This window comes from Pseudomonas sp. KH_046_1 (genome assembly GCF_057839025.1).
Map to the genome: position 1 here is coordinate 2,568,043 of NZ_CM174481.1, position 21,335 is coordinate 2,589,377.

The window sequence follows — 21,335 nt, forward strand, 5'->3', positions numbered from 1 at the left end:
GGTCGAAAAATAACAACAAAAACGTGAGGCTTTGCGGACATGATTACAGCATCGACGGTGCGCAACGAGGCGTTCGAAAGTTGGTTGAGCCAGGTGAACCAGGCCTGTGGGCGATTCGATGCCCGGGCGCTGGACACCGATTTCTATGGCGAACTGGCGGAATTTCGCAGCGGTGCGATCAACCTGAGTGTGGTCGACATGGCGCACGTGCATTTGTACCGCACCAGCAAGGACGTCAGCACCAGCAGCGACGGCCACTACTACGCGGTGTTCCAGATGCGCGGCAGCTCGCAGCTGGAGCAGGGCGACAACCGCGCGCAACTGGGCTGTGGCGACATCGCCCTGATCGACGCCAGCCGTCCGAGCGACATGATCTACAACGACGATTGCCGACAGCTGTCGCTGATTTTGCCGCGCCAGGTGGTCGAGCGCGGTTCGCACTTCAATGCCGTCAACTGCGCCACGCGCATCGCGGCCGGCAGCCCCCTGGCGACGATGGCCAACAAGCTGGTGCTGGACACTCGCCAGCAGGACGGGCTGGACATGCAGGAAAGCGAGGCCGTGCTCGATGCCCTGGCCAGCCTGTTGCTGCCGGGCATCAGCGCCCGCGACTGCGGTGCGGACGCCCATGAGCGGCAATTTCGCAAAATCATCGCCTTCATCGACGCGCACCTGAGCGACGAAGAACTGTGCCCCGAGCTGATTGCCCGTGAAGTCGGGATTTCCGTGCGCGGCCTGTACCGGATGTTCTCCAAGCGCGGCCTGGTGGTGGCGCAGTACATCAAGCACCGCCGCCTGGATTTTTGCGCCGAAAACCTGCGCCGCGCCGATGTCGAGCAGAAGCTTTCGGCGCTGTGTTATGCGTGGGGCTTCTCGGATTCGAGCTACTTCTCGTCGGCCTTCAAATCGCGCTTTGGTGTGTCACCGGGTGCTTATCGCAAGCGCTACAGTCAGAACTGACACCCGCTATTGATGTTGAGTCTGCTGGCCTCATCGCGAGCAGGCTCGCTCCTACAGTGGATCTCCAGCGAACACAAAATCTGTGTACGACGAGAGTCCCTGTAGGAGCTAGCCTGCTAGCGATGGCGGTCTCATGACCGCCACAAATCTCTCAGTGCCGCGCCGGCTCATCCACCGGCAAATGCAGCACCTCGCGCACCAGCATGGCGATGCTGCTCACGCCCATCTTTTCCTTGATCTTGGTGCGGTGCACATCAACGGTCTTCACGCTGATGTTCAGCTCCCGGGCAATCACCTTGCTGGCCTTGCCATCGATCACCAGCATCAACACTTCCCGTTCACGGCTGGTCAATAACGCCAGTTTGCCTTGCAGGTTCTGGCGCTGCTGCTGATCGGCCTGGGCGTGCACGGCGGTCTTCAGCGCGGCCTGGATGCGGTCGATCATCTGCTGCGGGTTGTAGGGCTTCTCGACGAAATCCAGCGCGCCGTTCTTCATCGCCGTGACCGACATCGGAATATCGCCATGGGCCGAGACGAAAATGGTCGGCAGGGTGCTGCCGCGCTGGTTGAGGATTTCCTGCAACTGGAAACCGCTGGTTTCCGGCATGCGCACATCGAGCACCAGGCAGGCGGGCTGCTTGGGGTCGTATTGGCTGAGGAACTCTTCGGCGCCGGCAAAGCACTGCGCCTGCACGCTGACCGACTCCAGCAACCAGGCCAGCGAAGTGCGCAGGTCCTTGTCGTCGTCAACGATATAAACAATCGGTTTACGGGTTTCCATCGGGGCTGCCACGAAGTTTTTAATTATTGTTTTCGCACGCGAACGCGCGGCGCGCATCGGCTCATCTTTGCGGAGCCAGTCTGCAGAATACCCACTGTGGCCGGCCCTTGCGATAAAGAAACCACCTAGTCGACTAGCGGAAAGCCAACCTCTCCATGGGGATCGTCAGAATGGTTGCGGCGCGCCCGCAGCCTTAGTCTTGTTTCATCACCTACGGGCCGCAAGATAGCGGTCCTCCTGAAGGAAGGGGCATCGACATGGCCGACCTGAGCCAGCAGCAAATCGACTTTCGCAACGCCATGGCGCAGCTGCCTGCCGCGGTGAACATCATCACCACCAACGGCCCCGGCGGACGTTGCGGCATCACCGCCAGCGCCGTGTGCTCGGTCACCGACTCGCCGCCCACCGTGCTGGTGTGCGTCAACCGCAACAGCGCCACCCACGACGTGTTCCGCACCAACGGCCACTTGTGCGTCAACGTGCTGTGTGGCGAGCAGGAAGAACTGGCCCGGCATTTCGCCGGCATGACCAAGGTGCCGATGGACGAACGCTTCGCCTGGGACCTGTGGGACGACGGCGCCGCCGACGTACCGGTGCTGCGCGATGCCCTGGTGCAGCTCGAAGGGCGGATCAGCGAGTGCAAGGAGGTGGGTTCGCATTCGGTGATGTTCGTGGAGCTGACGAAGGTTGGGGTGCGGGAGCCGCGCGACAGCCTGGTGTATTTCAACCGGTTGTTTCATCGCGTTGAGCATGCCAGCGCGGCTTGATATAGACCGCGTTATCGTTCTTCGCGAGCAAGCCCGCTCCCACAGGGGATCTTCGGTGAACACAAATACTGTGTACGACGAAGCCCCTCTGTGGGAGCGGGCTTGCTCGCGAAAGCGGTATCAATCTGGAATGCATGTTTAACGGCTGTAGGCGTCACTTCCTGCAAGCTACAACGCCTTGCGTCATTGCCTACAGGTACGCCAGAATCCGCCGGCTTGTGCGCCCTGGAGGCCATCGGTAACTTGGTCCGCGTCACTGATTTCCAGTGATCGGGTTTAGCAGCCCGTGGTGTTACGAAGCGCATCTGCATTCCAAACAGTCAGGTCTTTTCATGCCTGGACTTCATGGTAGCTGTGCGCAGGGCGTCTTCGGGCGCGCCGGTATCGTAACTCCCCGGTCTGCTAACCTGCGCACAGCTGCCACCCATCGTTTAGCAGCGATTCGGTGACGGCTCCATTTTCGGAGTTCGAAACATGTCAAAGCTTACGCCTGATCCACCTAATACCGATTCTTGCCCCAACCCGGCCCTGCACATCATGGCCACCCCGCACAAACCCTCCACACTGTTCACCATCAACCCCGACATCGACACCGAAACCCTGCTGGCCCACGCCTGCGAATCGCTGGCCTCGGCGAATGTCATGGCCCATGACCTGGCGGGTTTCCTGGAAGGCACGCACCGCAACACCCTGCTGGGCATCGCGCAAGTGATCATGCTGGGGGAGTTGGCGGTGAATCGGGCTTTGGATCAGGTCGACCGGCCCGGCTAACCACTAAACACTGTGGGAGCGAGCTTGCTCGCGAAGAGGCCAGCCCAGGCAGCATCCATGCTGAATGTGCTGGCCAGCAACCTCAGCGCAATCGCTCAAGCATCTGGTAGTACCACATGCCGGCGGCGAGCATCGGGTTGCCGAGCAGGTCGCCCATGGGCACGCGGATGTGCTGGCAGGTGGCGAAGGTGTCGAACTGTTCCAGCTGCCCGGTGATTGCCTGGCTCATGATTTCGCCCATGATGTGGGTGGTGGCGATGCCGTGGCCGGAGTAGCCCTGGCAATACCAGACGTTGTCCGACAGCTTGCCCAGTTGCGGGATACGGTTGATCACGATGCCCATCGCGCAGCTCCACTGGTAATCGATGGCCACGCCTTTGAGCGCCGGGAAGGTCTGCTCGATACACGGGCGCAGCTCGGCGGCGATGTCCCGCGAATCCTTGCCGCTGTAGTTGGCGCCGCCACCGAACAACAGGCGACCGTCGGCGGTGAGGCGGTAGTAGTCGAGCACGAAACGGCAGTCGTAGACCGCCAGGTCTTCGGGGTTGATCTGCCTGGCCAGATCACCCAGCGGCGCGGTGGTGACGATGCCGCCCATGGCCGGGAAAATCTTACCCTTGAGCTTGCCCGGTTCCAGCTTGTGGTAGACGTCGCCTGCCAGCAGCACCTGGTTGGCGTCGATCTGCCCGTGGGCGGTGCGTACGCCAGGGCTCTTGTGAAGGCCATCGCCGTGGATGATCTCCAGTACTTCACTGTTTTCGAAGATCAACGCACCGAGGCTTTCGGCTGCGCGGGCTTCGCCGATGCACAGGTTGAGCGGGTGCAGGTGCATATTGCGGGTGTTCTTGATCGCGCCGTGGTAGAGGTCGCTTTGCAGCAGGTCGCGCACCTGGCTGCGGTCGAGCAGGCTGACCTCGTCGCCCATGCCACGGTGCACCGCCTCGTCGTAATCCCTGCGCAAGCCGACCATGTGCGCAGGTTTGTACGCCGCGTGCAGGTGGCCGTGCTTGAGGTCGCAGGCGATGCCGTACTTTTCCACCCGCTGCCGGATGATCTGGTGCCCGCGCCAGCGCAGGTTCCAGATGAAATCGTCGACCTCATCACCGATGCTGCGGCGCATCTGTTTGCGCATGGCTTCGTCGCCCGACAGGCTGCCGGTGACCCAGCTTAGCCGACTCAGACAATGTTGACTTGCTGAATAGTCAACAGTGGCATCGACAGCGGTGGCCACGCCGGTGAACCCGCCGCCGATGATCACCACGTCAACCCGGTGCCGGCCTTGCAGCGTCGGGTAATCGGTGTCCTGGTTGAGGGTGGCGGTGTAATAGGAATTGCAACGTTGAGTCATGTCGGTGTCCACGCAAATTTGGGAGAACCCAATGCCAGCCAGTCGAAGTGCGCAACCTGTAGGAGCGAGCCTGCTCGCGAATACGGAGTGTCATTCACCGTTGATGTCGAATGACACTCCGCTATCGCGAGCAGGCTCGCTCCCACAGGGATTGCATACGCTGAGCAAACGCAGGGATAGCGAAGGAGGGGGCTCGCCGATCAGGCGAGCAGGGTGCTATCCGGCGGACGTGCGGAGTGACGCAGTTTGGAGCGGCGCAGGGCCATGGGCAGGTTGACGATGCGCTTCATGCAATGCCGTCCACGGCCAGCAGCGAGATGGCCAGGTTCGAGAGGTTCAGCAGGTGCTGTTCTGACGGCAAAGTACGCATGGCGCAGGTTTCCGGCGGCGGAAATCGTCGGTGGCGAGTGGAACAAGCCATCCGGGGATGGCTGGATACTAGGGAGGATTGCGGCGCGTGTAAATGTTTGATTCAGAACATCAGGTGCACGACAAGGCCGATCAACCCGCAGCCGATCAAAACCTCGATCACTCCACGCTTGAAACGAAGCAATGCAACGCCCGCCACCATCGCGATCAGCAGCGAAGGCCAGTCCAGTGCTCCTTCGAAGCCTTTGGGCCACAGCACGTGGTAGCCAAAGAAACAGGCCAGATTGAGGATCACGCCGACCACGGCGGCCGTAATGGCTGTCAGTGGAGCGGTGAACTTGAGTTCGTTGTGCGTCGATTCCACCAATGGCCCGCCGGCGAGGATAAACAGGAACGAGGGCAGGAAGGTGAACCAGGTCACCAGCGTGGCGGCCACGGCACCGGCGACAAACGCTTGATCCGGCCCGAAGACCTGAAGCACGTAGGCGCCGATGAACCCGACGAAGGCGACGACCATGATCAACGGGCCTGGCGTGGTTTCACCGAGCGCCAGGCCGTCGATCATCTGCGTCGGCGTCAGCCATGCGTAGTGACCGACCGCGCCCTGGTAGACATACGGCAGCACCGCGTAGGCGCCGCCGAATGTCAGCAGCGCGGCCTTGGTGAAGAACCAGGCCATCTGCGTCAGCGTGCCTTCCCAGCCGAACAGTGCGGTGAGCATGGCCATGGGCAACGTCCACAAGATCGCACCGATCACGGCCAGGCGTGCCAGTTTCCAGCCATTGAAGCGGGCGTGTTCAGGGGTTGGGGTGTCGTCGTCGATCACGGCTGGGCCGAAGGACTTTTTCGCCGCACTGTGGCCACCGGTCCTGAATTTTTCCGGCGCCAGGCGTCCACCGAAAAAACCGATGACCGCGGCGCCGAGCACGATCAGCGGAAACGGCATATTGAGCACGAAGATGGCCACGAAGGACGCGGCGGCGATGCCCCATAACCAGCCGTTCTTCAAGGCCCGCGAGCCGATCCGGTGAGCCGCCTGCACCACGATTGCCGTGACCGCGGGCTTGATCCCGTAGAACAATCCGGCGACCACGGGCACTTCGCCAAAGGCGATGTACACCCAGGACAGCGCAATCAGGATGAACAGCGACGGCAACACAAACAGCACGCCTGCGATCACGCCGCCCCAGGTCCGGTGCATCAGCCAGCCGATGTAGGTCGCCAGCTGCTGAGCCTCAGGCCCGGGCAGCAACATGCAATAGTTGAGGGCATGCAGAAAGCGTCGCTCGGAGATCCAGCGCCGGCGCTCGACCAGCTCCTGATGCATGATCGAAATCTGCCCCGCCGGCCCGCCGAAACTGATGAAGCCAAGCTTGAGCCAGAACAGGAAGGCTTCGCGCAGGCTGATGGACCGGGGCTGTGGCACATCCTGTTGGGTGATCGGGGAGGGTGTGGGGCTCAAGCGGAAATTCCTTGTGCAGAAAGCTTGGAGCCAATGACTGTAGCTACGCCGAGGCGCGTTGCATAGCCGCCTGATGCGGCGTATCTGCCCAGCGCTCGAGGGCTGAGCGGTCGCTGTCACGGGCATCGACCCAGCGCGCGCCACTCGCCACGTCTTCGCGTTTCCAGAACGGAGCGTCGGTTTTCAGGTAGTCCATGATGAACGCACAGGCTTCGAAAGCGGCTTGACGATGGGGGCTGCTGACGCCGACAAACACGATCGGTTCGCTGATCGACAACGGGCCGATCCGGTGCACGATCTCCACGGCCCGGAGTGGCCATCGGGCCCTGGCGTTGTCGATGATTGTTTGCAGCGAGCGTTCGGTCATGCCCGGGTAGTGTTCCAGAAACAACCCGGTGACCGCCTCGCCCTGATTGATGTCGCGCACGTAGCCGACGAAGTTGACCACGGCACCCACCCCCGGATCGTTCGCCTGCAGGCTGTCGATCAAGCGGCCGACGTCGAACACTTCACGCTGGATCCGAACCGTCATGTCTCAACCCCCGGTGACCGGTGGAAAAAAGGCGATCTCGTCGTAGTCCTCAATCACCCGGTCCGGATGACACAGCTCCTGGTTCAGCGCGCACATCAGGTTGTTTTCACCCAGCACAGTGCTCCACAGCTCACCGCGAGCCATCAGCAGTCGGCGCACGTCCTCGATGGTCTTGAGGCTGTCGGTCAGGGGCAGTTTTTCACCGCCCAGGTTGAGCTGTTCGCGGTAACGGGCGAAGTAATTGATCAGGATCATTGTGCGTCCTCGAACTTGAAATGACCGGAGCGGCCACCTTGTTTACTCAGCAGGCGGATGTCATCGATGACCATGCCGCGGTCCACCGCCTTGCACATGTCGTAGAGGGTCAACGCCGCCACACTGACGGCGGTCAGGGCTTCGAGTTCGACCCCGGTCTGGCCCTCGACGCGGCAGGTACCGACGATTTTCACGCTGTCCGGTGTGCAGGCCTTGAGTTCGACGTGGATCGAACTGAGCAGCAGGGTGTGGCACAGCGGGATCAGCTCATGGGTTTTCTTCGCCGCCATGATTCCGGCGATCCGCGCCACGGCAAATACATCGCCCTTGGGGTGGCCGTCGCTTTGAATCAGCTTCAAGGTTTCCGGGCGCATCCGCACCCAGGCCTGGGCCTGGGCTTCGCGCTGTGTCGGGGCTTTTTCACTGACATCGACCATGTTGGCGCGACCCTGGCGGTCGAGGTGGGTCAGGCCATCGGGTGATGCATCTGCAATGTCTGTCATGGGAGGTTCCTGCGCTTGCCAGCGCGGTGATCAGGTGAAGGCATCATGCCGGGCTGTAAATGCGTGGTGCGTTGCGGTGGGGGACGTGAATCAGGTTGAGGCGATGCTTGATTGCCCATTGCACGGTCAGGGCGGTGGGCGCCGATAGGCTGACCAGTGTGCCGAGCCTGGCCCTGACGGCCTTGTGGATCAGTTCCAGGCTGCAACGGCTGGTGACCACGGTGAAGCCGCAATGGCTGTCGATGCCGGCGTGTTGCAGGGCACCGATCAACTTGTCCAGCGCGTTGTGGCGGCCAATGTCTTCGCGGCAGATCAGCGCGTTGCCTTCGCTGTTGAAGTACAGCGCCGCGTGCAGCGCGCCGCTGCTGCGGGCCATTTGTTGGGCCTGTTCGATGCGGTTGCGGATGTCGATGAAATGCTCGGCGGGCGGCAGGGGCACCGGGTCGAGAATGTCCAGGTTTGGCAGGGCCTGCTCCAGCGCTTCCACACCACACAGTCCGCAGCCACTGGTGCCGGCCATTTGCCGACGATGGTTCTTCAGCGCCCAGAACGCGCGACTGGAGATCTGCACGTCTGCCTGGACGGCCTGGTCGAAGTGGGTGAGGCGCAAGTCGTAGATTTCGCTCTGGTCTGCAACGATGTCGTTGCTGACGCTGAAACCACGGATGAAATCTTCGAGGTTGCCCGGCGATACCATCATCACGGCCTGACTCAAACCGTTGTAGGTGATCGCCAGGGCAATCTCTGATGCCAACGCCGCCTGACAAACTGACGCGGCATTGTCGTACTCGCGAAAGTTCACATTCAACGGTTTGGGCGCGGGGGCGTTAGTGTCGCTTCGAACATCGGCTTGTTCAACTTGGCACAACATGAAAAGAACCTCGAAGCGCTGAATTAAGTTCAGGCTACGGGTAACTTTTCAGAGCGTCCAATCGCTTGTTCCGATGCGCCGATTGGTGATGTCTATCAAGCCGGGCAAACATGTCCGGTTCGGATTTATATAAAGCCGAAACTTGATCAGTGGGTCCGGCGGAGTAACGTTCGTGCTTCGGCGAAACACTTCTCGGCAATCGCCGAGCGCGGTTCGGTCTTGCGCATCACCAGGCCCAGGGGCGCGAGCACGCTGGCATCCGGCAATTCGATGAACGACAGGTGTTCGATGGGCTCTTCCAGGCCACTGTCCAGCGGCATGATCGCGCAGCAGAAACCCTCGTGAATTGCCTGCAGCAACTGGTAGGTCGAATCGCTTTCGAGGATCGGCTGTGGGTCCAGTCCGCGGCTGCGAAAGCTCAGGTCGATGGATTTGCGGTAGTGCATGCCGTTGCTGAGCATCCCCAGCGGCAGTTCGGCGGCGTCCTCCCAGCTCATTTGCGTGCCGTCGAAATGGAAGTGGCGGTTGTCGTACAGCAGGCCGACGCGGGTCTCGCCGATCTCGAAAAACTCGAAATAGCTCGGGTTGACGTGATCGAGGTAGCACACGCCCAGGTCCAGCTGATTGTTGCCAAGGCCCTCGATGATCTGGTCGGAACTCAAGGACGACAGGCTGTACTTGAGCTCGGGAAAGCTGCGAGACAGGCCCTGGATGTAGGTGACCGGATTGAAGCTGCTGAGGGGCACCAGCCCCAGGCGCAAGTTGCCGACGAGTTGGCCCCGGCACGCGGCGGCCTCGGCGAAGAGCCCGTCGTGGGCGGCCAGCAGGGTCCTGGCCCACGCCAGTACGCGTTCGCCGGCCTCGGTAAAACCCTCGAAGCGCTGACCCCGGGTGACCAGCACCAGGTCCAGCTCATCCTCCAGGTTGCGCAGGCGCATCGACAGCGTGGGCTGGGTGATGTGGCAGCGCGCGGCCGCCTGGCCGAAGTGGCGGGTCTGCTCCAGGGCGATCAGGAACTTGAGTTGTTTGATGTCCATGACGGCACCTGCTGACGGGGAAGTGAGGGGGTAAGTATTGACTCAGGTGCGCAAGACACAAGGCGAGGCAGAATCGTGAGGTGCGGACGATCTCATTGTCTTTGGTGTGCGTCCAATCACTGCTATCTAAGGGGTTATCGACGGGCTCTATCATTGATGTGGTTTCTGGACTTTTTATATTGATAGATCGGCTCGATAGTCTGGTTGGTTAGAGTGATTAGACACGGCTTTATTTATCGAATTAGTCTCTGAAAGTCATTTAACTGATATCTGCCGGAGAACCCCATGAGCGTCAAACCGGATGCATTGTTTATACCCCTGAATATTGCCGTGCTGACCGTTAGCGATACCCGTGAATATGCCAATGACACCTCCGGCCAATTACTCGTCAGTCGCTTGCTGGAAGCCGGCCATACCCTCAGCGAGCGCAATCTGCTCAAGGACGACCTGTACAAGATCCGCGCGCAGGTGGCGAACTGGATTGCCGACGACGGCATCCAGGTGGTGCTGATCACGGGCGGCACCGGGTTCACCGGCCGCGACAGCACACCCGAGGCCGTGGCCTGTTTGCTGGATAAGCAGATCGACGGTTTCGGTGAGCTGTTCCGGGCGATTTCGATCCTCGACATCGGCACCTCCACGGTGCAGAGCCGGGCCCTGGCCGGGCTGGCCAATGGCACGCTGGTCTGCTGCCTGCCGGGCTCCACGGGTGCCTGCCGCACCGCCTGGGAAGGCATCCTCGCCGAGCAACTCGACGCGCGCCACCGGCCGTGCAATTTCGTACCGCACCTCAAGCCGGTGCAAGCCTGCGGGACGCGGGGATGAGCACTTCACCGCTGATGTCGGTGGAGCAAGCCATCGACCGGCTGCTGGCAATGGCCGAGGCGCAGTGGATTGAAGACAGTGAGGCAGTACCCCTAAACGCCGCCAGGCAGCGGGTGTTGGCCACTGATCTGGTGGCGAGCCTCGATCTGCCGCCGTGGCCGAACAGTGCCATGGACGGCTATGCCCTGAATGTCGACGGTTGGGGCGGGGAGCCACTGACCGTGTCGCAGCAGGTATTTGCCGGTCACGCCCCCGAAGCCCTGGCACCGGGAACCTGCGCGCGCATCTTCACTGGCGCCCCGGTTCCGCCGGGTGCCAACTGTGTGGAGATGCAGGAGAACACCGAGGTACTGGATAACGGACGGATCCGCTTCAAGCAGCCCCAGAGCGCCGGCAGCAACATTCGCCCGCAAGGCCAGGAGAACCGCGTCGACGATGTGCTGCTGCGCGCCGGCAAGCGCCTCGGCCCGTTCGAACTGGCGATCGCGGCGGCACAGGGCTGCACCCATGTGCAGGTGGTGCGGCGACCACGGGTGGCGTTGCTGTCCACCGGCGATGAACTGGTCGATCCGGGCACACCGCTCAAACCCGGCAGCATCTACAACAGCAACCGCACCTTGTTGAGCCATTGGTTGAGTGCGTTGGGTTGCGAGGTCATCGATGCCGGCATTCTCCCCGACGAGCCACGCCAGACGCGGCTCAAGCTCGAACAGCTGCAACACACGGCGGACCTGATGCTCAGCACGGGCGGGGTGTCCGCCGGTGACGCCGACTGCCTCGGCCAGGTACTGCGCGAGTGCGGCAAGCCGTTGCTGTGGAAGCTCTCGATCAAACCCGGCAAGCCGTTGACCGTGGGCCACTTCGGCCGCGTGCCGGTGATTGGCCTGCCGGGCAATCCGACATCGGCGTTGGTGACTTTCGGCCTGTTGGCCCGGGTTTATCTGTTGCGGATTCAGGGCGCCGAAGACGTAGAGCCTTTGAGCTTTCCGGTGAGTGTCGGCTTTGCCTGGCCCAAACCCGGGAGCCGCCGCGAGTACCTGCGGGCGAAACTCGAAGCCGGTCGCGCGGTGCTCTATCCCAACCAGAGTTCCGGTGTGTTGCTGGGCGCATCCTGGGCCGATGGACTGGTGGAGGTGCCGGAAGGCTGCACGCTGGAAATGGGCGACACGGCGCGGTTCATACCCTTCAGCGAGTTGTTCTGAATACCGCAAACATCCTGTGGGAGCAGGCTTGCTCGCGAAGAGGCCGGCACATTCAACAGAGATATTGCCTGACCCACCGCTATCGCGAGCAGGCTCGCTCCTACAGTTTTGATCTTCAGTGAACGCCAACCTTGCGGCCGGCCACAATCCCTGTGGGAGCGGGCTTGCTCGCGAAGAGGCCGGCACATTCAACAGAGATGTCGGCTGACCCACCGCGAACGCGAGCAAGCCCGCTCCCACATTGTGGCCGTTACCAAAGAAACGGATATGTACACGATCAAAAGCAAAGACTATCAGCGAATAAAGTGAATCTTCCCACTGTCGTCATTACCCATGTAAATGCCATACACCCCAGCCTGACGCTCCTCGATATAGCGCTCAAGGATCTGCCGGATCGCGGGGTAGTAGATGCTGTCCCAAGGAATGTCCTCAGGCGCGAAGAATTGGTAGTCGAGGGTTTCCGGCCCGTACTGCCCGGTGATCTCCAGCGCGATGGCGCGGAAGATGATGTACACCTCGCTGATCTTGGGCACGCTGAAGATCGAATAGGGCGAGACGATTTCCGCACGCACGCCGCTTTCTTCCCAGACCTCGCGCAAGGCCGCCTGCTCGGTGGTCTCGCCGCTTTCCATGAAGCCTGCCGGCAGGGTCCAGGTGCCGGGGCGCGGCGGGATGGCGCGCTGGCACAGCAGGTACTTGCCGTCCTGCTCGATGATGCAGCCGGCAATGATCTTCGGATTGATGTAGTGGATGTAGCCGCAGCCGCGGCACATCAGGCGCTCGTGCGTATCGCCCGGCGGCAACTGTGACCTGAGGTCTGCGCTGCCGCACTTGGGGCAAAAGCTCGGGCTGAACATTTCAGCGACCTATGCGCGGTTCTTTCAGCGCGATGGGCAGGGTGATCGCCGGGATGTCGCCGGTTTCTTCCTGCTTGCGCTTGAGGTAGTCCAGGGCCACGGCCGCGGCCGCACGCACGTGGTCGACGCAAGCCTGGTGGGCGGCCAGCGGGTCACCGCCCTTGATCGCCTCGACCATGCGTTCCATTTCCTGGTTACTGGCGCCGCGCCGGTTTTCCTGGGACACCGAGGTCGCGCGCAGGTAGCTGATGCGTGCCTGCAACTGGCGCAGCTGAGTGGCCGCGATGTGGTTGCCCGAGCCTTCGAGCAGCACATCGTAGAAACCCTGCACCGAGTCGATGACCTGTTGCAGCTCGCCGTCTTTCAACGCTTTGCGGTTTTCTTCCAGGGCTTTTTCCAGGGCCTTGATGTCCTTGGCCTTGGCGCGCAGGGTGAACAGTTGCACGATCAGCCCTTCGAGTACGCAGCGCAGCTCGTAGATGTCCACGGCATCGGCCAGGGTGATGATCGCGACACGCGGGCCCTTGGCGTCGGCGAATTCCACCAGGCCTTCGGATTCGAGGTGACGCAAGGCTTCGCGCACGGAGGTACGGCTGACGCCCAGGCGATCGCACAGATCGCGTTCGACCAGACGGTCTCCCGGCAGGAGCTGGAAGTTCATGATGGCACTTCGCAGTTTATCCAGCACGATTTCGCGCAGGGTAACGGGGTTGCGATTGACCTTGAAGCTGTCGTCGAGTGGCAGGCGTTTCATGGGGTCCGCTCTGATTGTGGCTGTCCATGCAAAAAGAACACTTCGATTACGGGAATCTGGGTGCCCGGTCAGATCAAACAGCCAAGGGTTAACTGGAGGCCTCGGCATCGGCTTCGGCGAAGGCTTCACGGGCAAGCCGGAAACTGTCTACGGCAGCGGGGACACCGCAATAAATGCCGACCTGAAGCAGTATTTCGCGTATTTGCTCACGACTCAGGCCGTTACGCAAGGCGCCGCGCACATGCAGCTTGAGTTCATGGGGCCGGTTGAGGGCCGAGATCATCGCCAGGTTGATCATGCTGCGCTCCTTGAGCGACAAACCCTCACGGCCCCAGACATGACCCCAACAATATTCGGTGACCATTTCCTGCAACGGTCGGGTGAAGTCGTCGGCGTTTTCGATGGAGCGGTTGACGTAGGCTTCGCCCAGCACCTGGGTGCGGATCTTCAGGCCTTTTTCGTATTTTTCGTTGTTCATTTGCGTAGCTCCCGCGGGCTCAGAGGCCGCCCATCAAGGTGTATTTGAGTTCCAGGTAATCCTCGATGCCGTACTTCGACCCTTCACGGCCCAGCCCCGAGGACTTGATGCCGCCAAACGGCGCGACTTCGGTGGAAATCAGCCCTTCGTTGATCCCGACCATGCCGTACTCCAGCGCCTCGCTCATGCGCCAGGCACGGCCCAGGTCACGGGTGTAGCAGTAGGCGGCGAGGCCGAACTCGGTGTCGTTGGCCATCTCGACGGCCTGGGCCTCGGTGTCGAAACGGAACACGGCGGCCAGTGGGCCGAAAGTTTCTTCCTGGGCGACTTTCATTTGCGGGGTAACGCCTGCCAACACGGTTGGCTGGAAGAACCCATTGCCCAACGCATGACGTTCGCCGCCGCACAGCAATTGTGCGCCGTTTGCCAGTGCGTTTTGCACGTGGTCTTCGACCTTGGCCACGGCACGCTCGTTGATCAGCGGCCCTTGGGTGACGCCATCATCGAAACCGCTGCCGACCTTGAGTTGCGAAACCCGCTCAGCCAATCGCGCGACAAAGGCGTCGTGGATGCCGTCCTGCACCAGGAAGCGGTTGACGCAGACGCAGGTCTGCCCGGCGTTGCGGAATTTGGCGATCAGCGCGCCGTCAACGGCACGCTCCAGATCGGCGTCGTCGAAGACAATGAACGGCGCGTTGCCGCCCAGTTCCAGCGAGACTTTTTTCAGGGTCGGCGCGCACTGGGCCATCAGCAGCTTGCCGATGGCGGTGGAGCCGGTGAACGACAGTTTGCGCACCTTTGGGCTGGCGGTTATCTCCCCGCCGATGGCGATGGCGTCGCCAGTGATCACGTTGAAGATGCCCGCTGGAATGCCGGCCTGTTCCGCCAGTGCGGCCATGGCCAGTGCCGAGAACGGTGTTTCCGGGGCTGGTTTGACGATGCACGGGCAACCGGCCGCCAGCGCCGGACCGGCCTTGCGGGTGATCATCGCCGCCGGGAAGTTCCACGGCGTGATGGCCGCGACGACGCCAATCGGCTCCTTGGTGACCACGATGCGCGCATCGCCCTTGTGGCTGGGAATGGTGTCGCCGTAGATGCGCTTGGCCTCTTCGGCGAACCACTCGATGAAGCTCGCGGCGTAGAGGATTTCACCCTTGGCCTCAGTCAGTGGCTTGCCTTGTTCGAGGGTGAGGATGTGTGCCAGGGCGTCGGCGTTCTCCAGCATCAGGGCATGCCAACGCTTGAGCGTATTGCTGCGCTCTTTGGCGGTCAGTGCGCGCCAGGCCGGCCAGGCCTTATTGGCGGCCTCGATAGCCAGGCGCGCGTGTTCGGCGCCGAGGTTCGGCACCCGGCCGATGAGTTCACCGGTGGCCGGGTTGAAGATGTCCTGACAGGCGCCATCCGGCGCGTCCAGCCATTGGCCATTGATGTAGGCTTGCTGGCGGAACAGTTGCGAGGCTGCTGGGTTCATGCCGGCTCCTGGAGAGAATGAAGACTTATCTGTCTGGTGCAGTACCTGTGGGAGCGAGCTTGCTCGCGATGACGGACTGACATTCAACATGTATGTCGACTGAAACACCGCTATCGCGAGCAAGCTCGCTCCCACAGGGGATTGGCTCCCACAGGGGATTGTGTAGATCCATCAGGCCAAGGTGGGCAGCGGCCCCAGCTTGCCTTTGTGGTAGATCATCGGCGTCACCGGCTGCGCGGGCAGGATCAGGTTCTTCACCGCGCCGACGATGATCGCGTGATCACCGCCGTCGTATTCGCGCCACAGTTCGCACTCGATGATCGCCGTGGCCTTGGCCAGGATCGGGTTACCCAGTTCGCTCAAGTGCCACTCGATGCCTTTGGCCTTGTCCTTGCCTTTACCGGCGAAGGCATAGGCTTCGGTGGTCTGCTCGGCGGACAGCAGGTGAATCGCGAACTGCTTGCTGTCGCGCAGCACCGGATAGGTGTCGGAGCCGTAATTGGGGCAGAACAGCACCAGTGCCGGGTCGATCGACAGCGCACTAAAGGCGCTGGCGGTGATGCCGACGATGCCGCCTTCCGGGTCCAGGGTGGTGACCACCGTGACCCCGGACGGGAACGAGCTCATCACGTCTTTGTAAATGCCGGGTTCGATCATTTTCCAGGACTCCTAGCGCATCACGAAGGGATCAGGCATCGGCGCCTGGGACAGGTTGATCCACACCGTTTTCAGCTCGGTGTAGGCCAGCACCGAATCGATGCCGCTTTCGCGTCCATAGCCGCTGTTCTTGAAGCCGCCGATCGGCGCCATGGCCGAGACCGCGCGGTAGGTGTTGACCCAGATGATCCCCGAACGCACGTCCCGGGCCAGGCGATGGGCGCGGCCGAGGTCGCGGGTCCAGATGCCGGCGGCGAGGCCGAACTGCGAGTCGTTGGCAATCGCCAGCGCTTCGGCTTCGTCCTTGAAGCGGATGACCGAGGCCACCGGGCCAAAGACTTCTTCCTGCATGATCTTCATCGAATTGCGGTCGCACTCGAACAGCGTCGGCTCGTAGAACCAGCCGTCGCCAAGATTCTCTGGACGCTTGCCGCCCAGGCGCAGACGCGCGCCTTCGGCGATGGCATCAGCCACCAGGCCTTCGACCACGGCCAGTTGCTGCGCCGTGGCCATCGGGCCCATCTCGCTGCTGTCGTCCTGCGGGTTGCCGATGCGGATGCGCTGGGCGCGTTCCACCAGACGGCCGACGAACTCGTCGTAGATCTCGTCCTGCACCAGCAAGCGCGAACCGGACACGCAGCTCTGCCCGGAGGCGGCGTAGATCCCGGCGATGGCGCCGTTGATCGCGCTGTCGAGGTCGGCGTCGGCGAAGATGATGTTCGGCGATTTGCCCCCCAGTTCCAGCGACAGCTTGGCGAAGTTCTCCGCGCTGCTGCGCACCACATGCCGCGCCGTGGCCGCGCCGCCGGTGAAGGCGATCTTGCGGATCAGCGGATGGCGGGTGAGGGCGGCGCCGGTGCTCGGGCCATAGCCGGTGACGACGTTGACGACTCCCGGTGGAATCCCGGCTTCCAGGGCCAGGCGCGCCAGTTCGAGGATGGTCGCCGAGGCGTGTTCCGACGGCTTGATCACGATGGTGTTGCCCGCCGCGAGGGCCGGGGCGAGTTTGATCGCGGTCAGGTACAGCGGGCTGTTCCACGGAATGATCGCGGCAACCACGCCCATGGCTTCGTGCACGGTGTAGGCAAACAGGTCCGGCTTGTCCAGCGGCAGGGTGCTGCCTTCGAGCTTGTCCGCCAGGCCTGCGGTGTAGTGGAAGAACTCCGGCAGATAACCGACCTGACCACGGGTTTCGCGGATCAGCTTGCCGTTGTCGCGGCTTTCCAGCTGCGCCAGTTGTTCTTTGTTCTCGGCGATCAGGTCGCCCAGGCGTCGCAGCAATTTGCCGCGAGCGGTGGCGGTCAGACCGCGCCATGCCGGGCTGTCGAAAGCCGTCTGCGCAGCCTGCACGGCGCGCTCGACATCGGCTTCGTCGGCATCGGGCAATTCAGCCCAAGGCTCGGCCAGCGCCGGATTGAGGCTTTCGAAGGTCTTGCCGGACAGGGCATCGACCCATTCACCGCCGATGCACATCTGGAAGCGTGCGAGTGTCATGCAACGATCCCCTTGATCTGGTTTTGTTGGGAATGCGCGGTCTGCAGAAACTCCAGCAACAGCTGGTTGACCAGGCGCGGAGACTCTACGGGCATCATATGCCGTTGCTCGGCGAGCACGGCAACGGTCGCACCGGGAATGCGTTCGGCCAGTTGTTTGGCCATTTCCGGGGTCGAGCCGGGGTCCAGCTCGCCGGTGGCGATCAGCGTCGGCACCTGGATGCTGGCCAGGTCGTCGGCGCGGTACATGTCCTGGGTGGCGAACAGTTCGTAAGTGGTCAGGTAGCCCTGGGGGTCATTGCCGGCCAGGGTCTGGCGAATCGCGGCGATCTGCGCCGGGTTCGCCGCCTGGTATTCGCGGCTGAACCAGCGTGATAGCGCCGCTTCGGCATTGGCGTCCGGCCCGTGTTCGGCAGCCTGGCTGGTGCGGGCGATGACCCCCGCGCGCTGTTCGGCGCTGCGGTTGAACACGCTATTGAGCACCACCAGGCCTTCCAGGCGTTGCGGGTAGTGCAGGGCAAAGGCCCGCGCCACCAGCCCGCCCATGGAAAAACCGATCACCGTTGCCTTGGGCAATTGCAGGTGGTCGAGCAGCTCCAGCAACTGGTCGGCATAACCGAGCAGCGGCGTGCCGATCGTAGGGCGCGGGCTGGCGCCATGGCCGAGCATGTCGTAGGCGATGACGCGGTACTGCGTGGCCAGGCCAACGATCTGGCCGCCCCACATTTCTTTGTTCAGGCCCACGCCGTGGATCAAGACCACGGGCTGGCCTTGGCCGGTCGCCAGGTAACTGGTGCCAGCCGGGGTGAGTTCAGCGGTGAGCCGAATCATGGAGCGCTCCTGCAATGCCTTCTTGTTGTCGTTCTGCTGGCCGGTTACTGGGCTTTTTCGGCGGCCAGTTCTTCCAGGTCGATGTAGCGGTTGCCGATGCGCGGGTGCAGGCGGCCGCCGTCGGCGCAACCCAGGACCACGACGATTTCGTCGGCACGCGGTGCGTCTTCGATCTGCATTTCCAGGGTGATGTAGTGCGAACGCAGGCCTTCGTCGTCCTTGTGCATCATCGGGATCTGGATCGAGGTGCCCGGGCCACCGCGCTTGTTGGTGAAGCTCAGGTAGCTCTTGGCCTTGACCGCTTCGCGGTAATGGTTGCCGAAGCGCAGGGTGTGGATCACCGCCGAAGCGTGTTCGATTTCGCCATCGGCGCCGACCACCGCAGCCTTGCCGTAAGCCTCGATTTTCTCGGCACCGCCAATGATGCCCACCAGGCGCTCGACCATCAGTGCGCCGAGGTCGGAGCAGTTGGCGCGGATCTGTGGTTTCAGGTCTTCGACGAAACCGTTGCCCACCCAGGGGTTTTTCATCACCACGGCCAGACCGACCATGGTCACGGGCTTATCGGTGGCTTTGCCGCCTTCAATAAAGGTTTCTTCGACATAGCTGACGATCTTGCGGATTTCGAAACTCATGAGCTGCTCCGTGGAGGTTTGGGTGTCTGTGCGTCTGATGGTATACCATAATACCGATAGCACAAGACCCTGAACGGAGTTTCTGCTCGGGTGGTAGGCGATAGGGGGGAGAAAACCGTTTTTGGCAGCCACAGCGAAACTGTGGGAGCGAGCCTGCTCGCGAAAGCGGTGGATCAGTCAACATCAATGCTGGCTGTACCGCCGCTATCGCGAGCAGGCTCGCTCCCACAGGTTTTGTGAATGGCTCAGAAGTTTTGAAAAGGCGATCAGCGGGAAATGAGGCCGTGATCCAGGGCGTACTTGACCAGTGCCGCCGGCTTGTCGATGTTGAGCTTGCGCCGAATGCTCAAACGGTGTGTCTCCACCGTGCGCACGCTGATGTCCAGTTCCCGGGCCATTTCCTTGTTGTTCAAGCCTTGCGCCATCTTCGACAGCACCTGGCTTTCCCTCGGGGTCAGTTCGTTGTCGGTGTTCCTGTCGGCGATCAGCCGTTGGGCGATTTCCGCGCTGTAGAAGGTTCCGCCGCTGCTGATGGCTTCGATGGCGGCGATGATTTCCCGTGACGGGGCGTTCTTCAGCACGTAGCCGCTGGCGCCGGAGCGCACCGACTCACTGACGTATTCGTAATTGTCGTACATGCTCAGCACCAGCACCTTGAGCGACGGGTACTGGCTGCGCAGCACGCGGGTCAGTTCCAGGCCGTTCATGTCCGGCAGGCTGATGTCGACCAGCAGCAGGTCGGGCTGGCAGCGTCCGACCATCTCGATGGCCTCGGCGCCGTTTTCCGCTTCGCCGACCATTTCCAGGGGTGACATCACGGCCAGCAGCGCCTTGATGCCGTCGCGGACCAGGGAGTGATCGTCGACCAGGGCGACGCGGATCGGGGAGGGCAGGTTCATCGCAGCTATTCACTCTTGTAGTTTTGGGCCGGCTCAGGGTTTTACGCCAGGTATCATTGGCAGCCGTACGTCCAGCTCACTTCTGCCCGGCATCGAGATCAAATCGAAGCGCCCGCCAAAATGTTCGACGCGTTCGCGGATGTTACGCAAGCCAATGCCGGCCTGACGACGTTCGACCTGGGCGACGTTGAAACCGATGCCGTCATCGACCACCGTCAGCCGCACGGACTCGTCGCAGCCGCGCAGTGTAATGGACACGTTCTTCGCCTGCGCATGGCGTTCGATATTGGTCAGTCCTTCCTGGACGATGCGGAACAGCGAAACAGCCGCGCCGTCGACCAGTTGGCAGTCGAATTCATTTTCGTCATAGGTCACGGTCAGCCCACTGCGCTGCTCGAATTCCGCAGCCAATTGGCCGATGGCCGCCGGCAGGCCGAGGGTATCGAGCAAGGATGAGCGCAGGTCATGGGAGAGACTGCGGACTTCACCGATGGCATCGCCCAGGCGCTCGGTGGCTTCTTTTAACGTGCTCAAGCCCTTGTCGTGGGCTTGTCCGCGTTCCAGCAGATGGCTGGCCAGTTCGAACTGAAACTTGATCGAGACTAATACCTGGCTGATGCCGTCGTGCAACTCGCGGGACACCCGTGATCGTTCTTCTTCCTGCAGGCTGACGATGCGCTGGGTCAGGCGCTGCAGTTTCTTGTCCGCCAGGCGATGTTCGCTGACGTTGAGGGTCATGCCGGTGGCGAAGACAAACAGCACCGCGACGAGGGCGACCACGGCAATCGCCATCATGGTCTTGCGAATGCCCATGGCCACTTCGGCACGGGCCTGCTGGGTGGCGCGCTCGACGTCTTCGAGGTAGATGCCGGTGCCGAGCATCCAGCCCCAGCGATCGAGCATCACCACGTAGGCGAGCTTGTCGGTCACCTGACCGGAGGAGGGTTTGTTCCAGGCGTAGCGTTGAAAACCTTCGCCCGATTGCGCGCTTTTCAGCAGCGCCTGAATCACCGGCAGGCCGTGGGGGTCTTTCATGTCCCACAGGTATTGGCCCACCAGTTCCGACTGGCGCGCATGCATCAGGCTGCGGCCTTCGTGGTCGTAGACGAAGAAGTAGCCGTTGATGCCGAAGCTGAGCTTGCGCAGTTCTTCCAGCACTCGTTGCTGGGCCTGGGCATCGCCGTGGCCGTCGTCGTACAGCGGCTCGATCAGGCTCTGGGCCATTTCCACGTAGTTTTTCAGCTCCGCGCGCTTGCTCGCCAGAATGCTGTCTTCGATCAGTTGCGCCTGTTGATCGCCCAGTTGGCGGTTGAGGGAAATCACCAGCGCGCAGATGACGGCAATGGCCAGCACCAGCGGCAGAATCCCGAGGGCGACGATCTTGTGTTTGAGCTGCATGTTGACTCCTGCCCGCGCGAAGGCTCGGGATCATATGCCAAAGAGGCGTTCGGCCAGTAGCGTTGCTGGACGGAATGACCGGTGGCCGGGATGAAATGCAAAACCAGTGTGGGAGCAGGGATGGTCCCGGATCTAGTGTTCAACACACATCCCCTGTGGGAGCGGGCTTGCTCGCGAAA

General features: G+C 61.9%; 23 protein-coding genes. 5 read left to right on the forward strand and 18 right to left on the reverse strand.

What is annotated here, in order from left to right:
• The first annotated feature begins 39 nt into the window (after positions 1-39).
• The gene (gene feaR / locus AC3IT9_RS11960) at positions 40-960 is read left to right on the forward strand and encodes a transcriptional regulator FeaR (RefSeq protein ID WP_489273180.1); all 921 of its coding nucleotides are present in this window, start codon (positions 40-42) and stop codon (positions 958-960) included.
• Between the two features lie 151 nt (positions 961-1,111).
• Here feaR and AC3IT9_RS11965 read toward each other — a convergent pair whose 3' ends face one another.
• The gene (locus AC3IT9_RS11965) at positions 1,112-1,741 is read right to left on the reverse strand and encodes a response regulator transcription factor (RefSeq protein WP_007945336.1); all 630 of its coding nucleotides are present in this window, start codon (positions 1,739-1,741) and stop codon (positions 1,112-1,114) included.
• A gap of 257 nt (positions 1,742-1,998) precedes the next feature.
• On the opposite strand from AC3IT9_RS11965, the gene hpaC reads away from it, so the two are divergent.
• Both hpaC and AC3IT9_RS11975 read left to right on the forward strand, forming a co-directional pair.
• Positions 1,999-2,508 carry a 4-hydroxyphenylacetate 3-monooxygenase, reductase component gene (hpaC, locus tag AC3IT9_RS11970; protein ID WP_056723075.1) on the forward strand — a complete coding sequence of 170 codons (510 nt, stop codon included), beginning with the start codon at positions 1,999-2,001 and terminating at the stop codon, positions 2,506-2,508.
• Between the two features lie 474 nt (positions 2,509-2,982).
• Positions 2,983-3,279 (forward strand): DUF6124 family protein, encoded by a 297-nt coding sequence (locus AC3IT9_RS11975; protein ID WP_489273182.1) that lies wholly within the window; start codon positions 2,983-2,985, stop codon positions 3,277-3,279.
• Between the two features lie 82 nt (positions 3,280-3,361).
• Here the strand turns inward: AC3IT9_RS11975 and AC3IT9_RS11980 are convergent, their stop codons facing one another.
• The 7 genes from AC3IT9_RS11980 to AC3IT9_RS12010 form a co-directional block, all read right to left on the reverse strand.
• Complete coding sequence (locus tag AC3IT9_RS11980) at positions 3,362-4,627, reverse strand: NAD(P)/FAD-dependent oxidoreductase (protein WP_489273183.1); 1,266 nt, start codon at positions 4,625-4,627, stop codon at positions 3,362-3,364.
• A 472-nt stretch (positions 4,628-5,099) separates the two neighbouring features.
• Positions 5,100-6,458, reverse strand: coding sequence for a chromate efflux transporter (chrA, locus tag AC3IT9_RS11985; protein ID WP_489273185.1), 1,359 nt, complete (start codon positions 6,456-6,458; stop codon positions 5,100-5,102).
• 43 nt (positions 6,459-6,501) lie between these two features.
• On the reverse strand, positions 6,502-6,990 hold the full coding sequence (moaE, locus tag AC3IT9_RS11990) for a molybdopterin synthase catalytic subunit MoaE (protein WP_489273186.1): 489 nt from the start codon (positions 6,988-6,990) through the stop codon (positions 6,502-6,504).
• Between the two features lie 3 nt (positions 6,991-6,993).
• Entirely contained in the window at positions 6,994-7,245 is a 252-nt protein-coding gene (gene moaD / locus AC3IT9_RS11995; protein ID WP_489273188.1) for a molybdopterin converting factor subunit 1, read from the reverse strand.
• A complete protein-coding gene (moaC, locus tag AC3IT9_RS12000; RefSeq protein WP_150725310.1) occupies positions 7,242-7,748 on the reverse strand; it encodes a cyclic pyranopterin monophosphate synthase MoaC in 507 nt (168 codons plus the stop codon). The genes moaD and moaC overlap by 4 nt, the downstream gene beginning before the upstream one ends.
• 43 nt (positions 7,749-7,791) lie before the next feature.
• Entirely contained in the window at positions 7,792-8,619 is an 828-nt protein-coding gene (gene fdhD / locus AC3IT9_RS12005; RefSeq protein WP_489273189.1) for a formate dehydrogenase accessory sulfurtransferase FdhD, read from the reverse strand.
• Positions 8,620-8,765: 146 nt separating this feature from the next.
• On the reverse strand, positions 8,766-9,656 hold the full coding sequence (locus AC3IT9_RS12010) for a LysR family transcriptional regulator (RefSeq protein ID WP_489273190.1): 891 nt from the start codon (positions 9,654-9,656) through the stop codon (positions 8,766-8,768).
• Between the two features lie 285 nt (positions 9,657-9,941).
• Here AC3IT9_RS12010 and moaB point away from each other — a divergent pair, with 285 nt between their 5' ends.
• Positions 9,942-10,481, forward strand: a complete 540-nt coding sequence (moaB, locus tag AC3IT9_RS12015) for a molybdenum cofactor biosynthesis protein B (protein WP_007976036.1) — start codon at positions 9,942-9,944, stop codon at positions 10,479-10,481.
• Entirely contained in the window at positions 10,478-11,683 is a 1,206-nt protein-coding gene (locus tag AC3IT9_RS12020; RefSeq protein WP_489273192.1) for a molybdopterin molybdotransferase MoeA, read from the forward strand. The genes moaB and AC3IT9_RS12020 overlap by 4 nt, the downstream gene beginning before the upstream one ends.
• A 293-nt stretch (positions 11,684-11,976) precedes the next feature.
• Here the strand turns inward: AC3IT9_RS12020 and AC3IT9_RS12025 are convergent, their stop codons facing one another.
• The 10 genes from AC3IT9_RS12025 to AC3IT9_RS12070 all read right to left on the reverse strand — a co-directional run bounded on the left by AC3IT9_RS12025 (position 11,977) and on the right by AC3IT9_RS12070 (position 21,156).
• Positions 11,977-12,540, reverse strand: a complete 564-nt coding sequence (locus AC3IT9_RS12025; protein WP_150725314.1) for an NUDIX hydrolase — start codon at positions 12,538-12,540, stop codon at positions 11,977-11,979.
• Position 12,541: 1 nt separating this feature from the next.
• Entirely contained in the window at positions 12,542-13,294 is a 753-nt protein-coding gene (locus tag AC3IT9_RS12030) for a GntR family transcriptional regulator (protein WP_489273194.1), read from the reverse strand.
• An 88-nt stretch (positions 13,295-13,382) separates the two neighbouring features.
• On the reverse strand, positions 13,383-13,772 hold the full coding sequence (locus AC3IT9_RS12035) for a carboxymuconolactone decarboxylase family protein (RefSeq protein WP_007991919.1): 390 nt from the start codon (positions 13,770-13,772) through the stop codon (positions 13,383-13,385).
• Between the two features lie 19 nt (positions 13,773-13,791).
• Positions 13,792-15,243, reverse strand: coding sequence for an NAD-dependent succinate-semialdehyde dehydrogenase (locus AC3IT9_RS12040; protein WP_489273196.1), 1,452 nt, complete (start codon positions 15,241-15,243; stop codon positions 13,792-13,794).
• Between the two features lie 171 nt (positions 15,244-15,414).
• Positions 15,415-15,900: a flavin reductase family protein gene (locus AC3IT9_RS12045; RefSeq protein ID WP_423504384.1), complete on the reverse strand. Its 486-nt coding sequence runs from the start codon at positions 15,898-15,900 to the stop codon at positions 15,415-15,417.
• 12 nt (positions 15,901-15,912) lie between these two features.
• Positions 15,913-17,394 (reverse strand): aldehyde dehydrogenase, encoded by a 1,482-nt coding sequence (locus tag AC3IT9_RS12050; protein WP_489273197.1) that lies wholly within the window; start codon positions 17,392-17,394, stop codon positions 15,913-15,915.
• The gene (locus tag AC3IT9_RS12055) at positions 17,391-18,224 is read right to left on the reverse strand and encodes an alpha/beta fold hydrolase (RefSeq protein ID WP_150725316.1); all 834 of its coding nucleotides are present in this window, start codon (positions 18,222-18,224) and stop codon (positions 17,391-17,393) included. The genes AC3IT9_RS12050 and AC3IT9_RS12055 overlap by 4 nt, the downstream gene beginning before the upstream one ends.
• Before the next feature lie 44 nt (positions 18,225-18,268).
• Entirely contained in the window at positions 18,269-18,859 is a 591-nt protein-coding gene (locus tag AC3IT9_RS12060) for an amino acid synthesis family protein (RefSeq protein ID WP_003225712.1), read from the reverse strand.
• Between the two features lie 266 nt (positions 18,860-19,125).
• Positions 19,126-19,758, reverse strand: a complete 633-nt coding sequence (locus AC3IT9_RS12065) for a response regulator (protein ID WP_046042521.1) — start codon at positions 19,756-19,758, stop codon at positions 19,126-19,128.
• A 33-nt stretch (positions 19,759-19,791) separates the two neighbouring features.
• Positions 19,792-21,156 carry a cache domain-containing protein gene (locus AC3IT9_RS12070; RefSeq protein ID WP_150725317.1) on the reverse strand — a complete coding sequence of 455 codons (1,365 nt, stop codon included), beginning with the start codon at positions 21,154-21,156 and terminating at the stop codon, positions 19,792-19,794.
• Positions 21,157-21,335 lie beyond the last annotated feature (179 nt).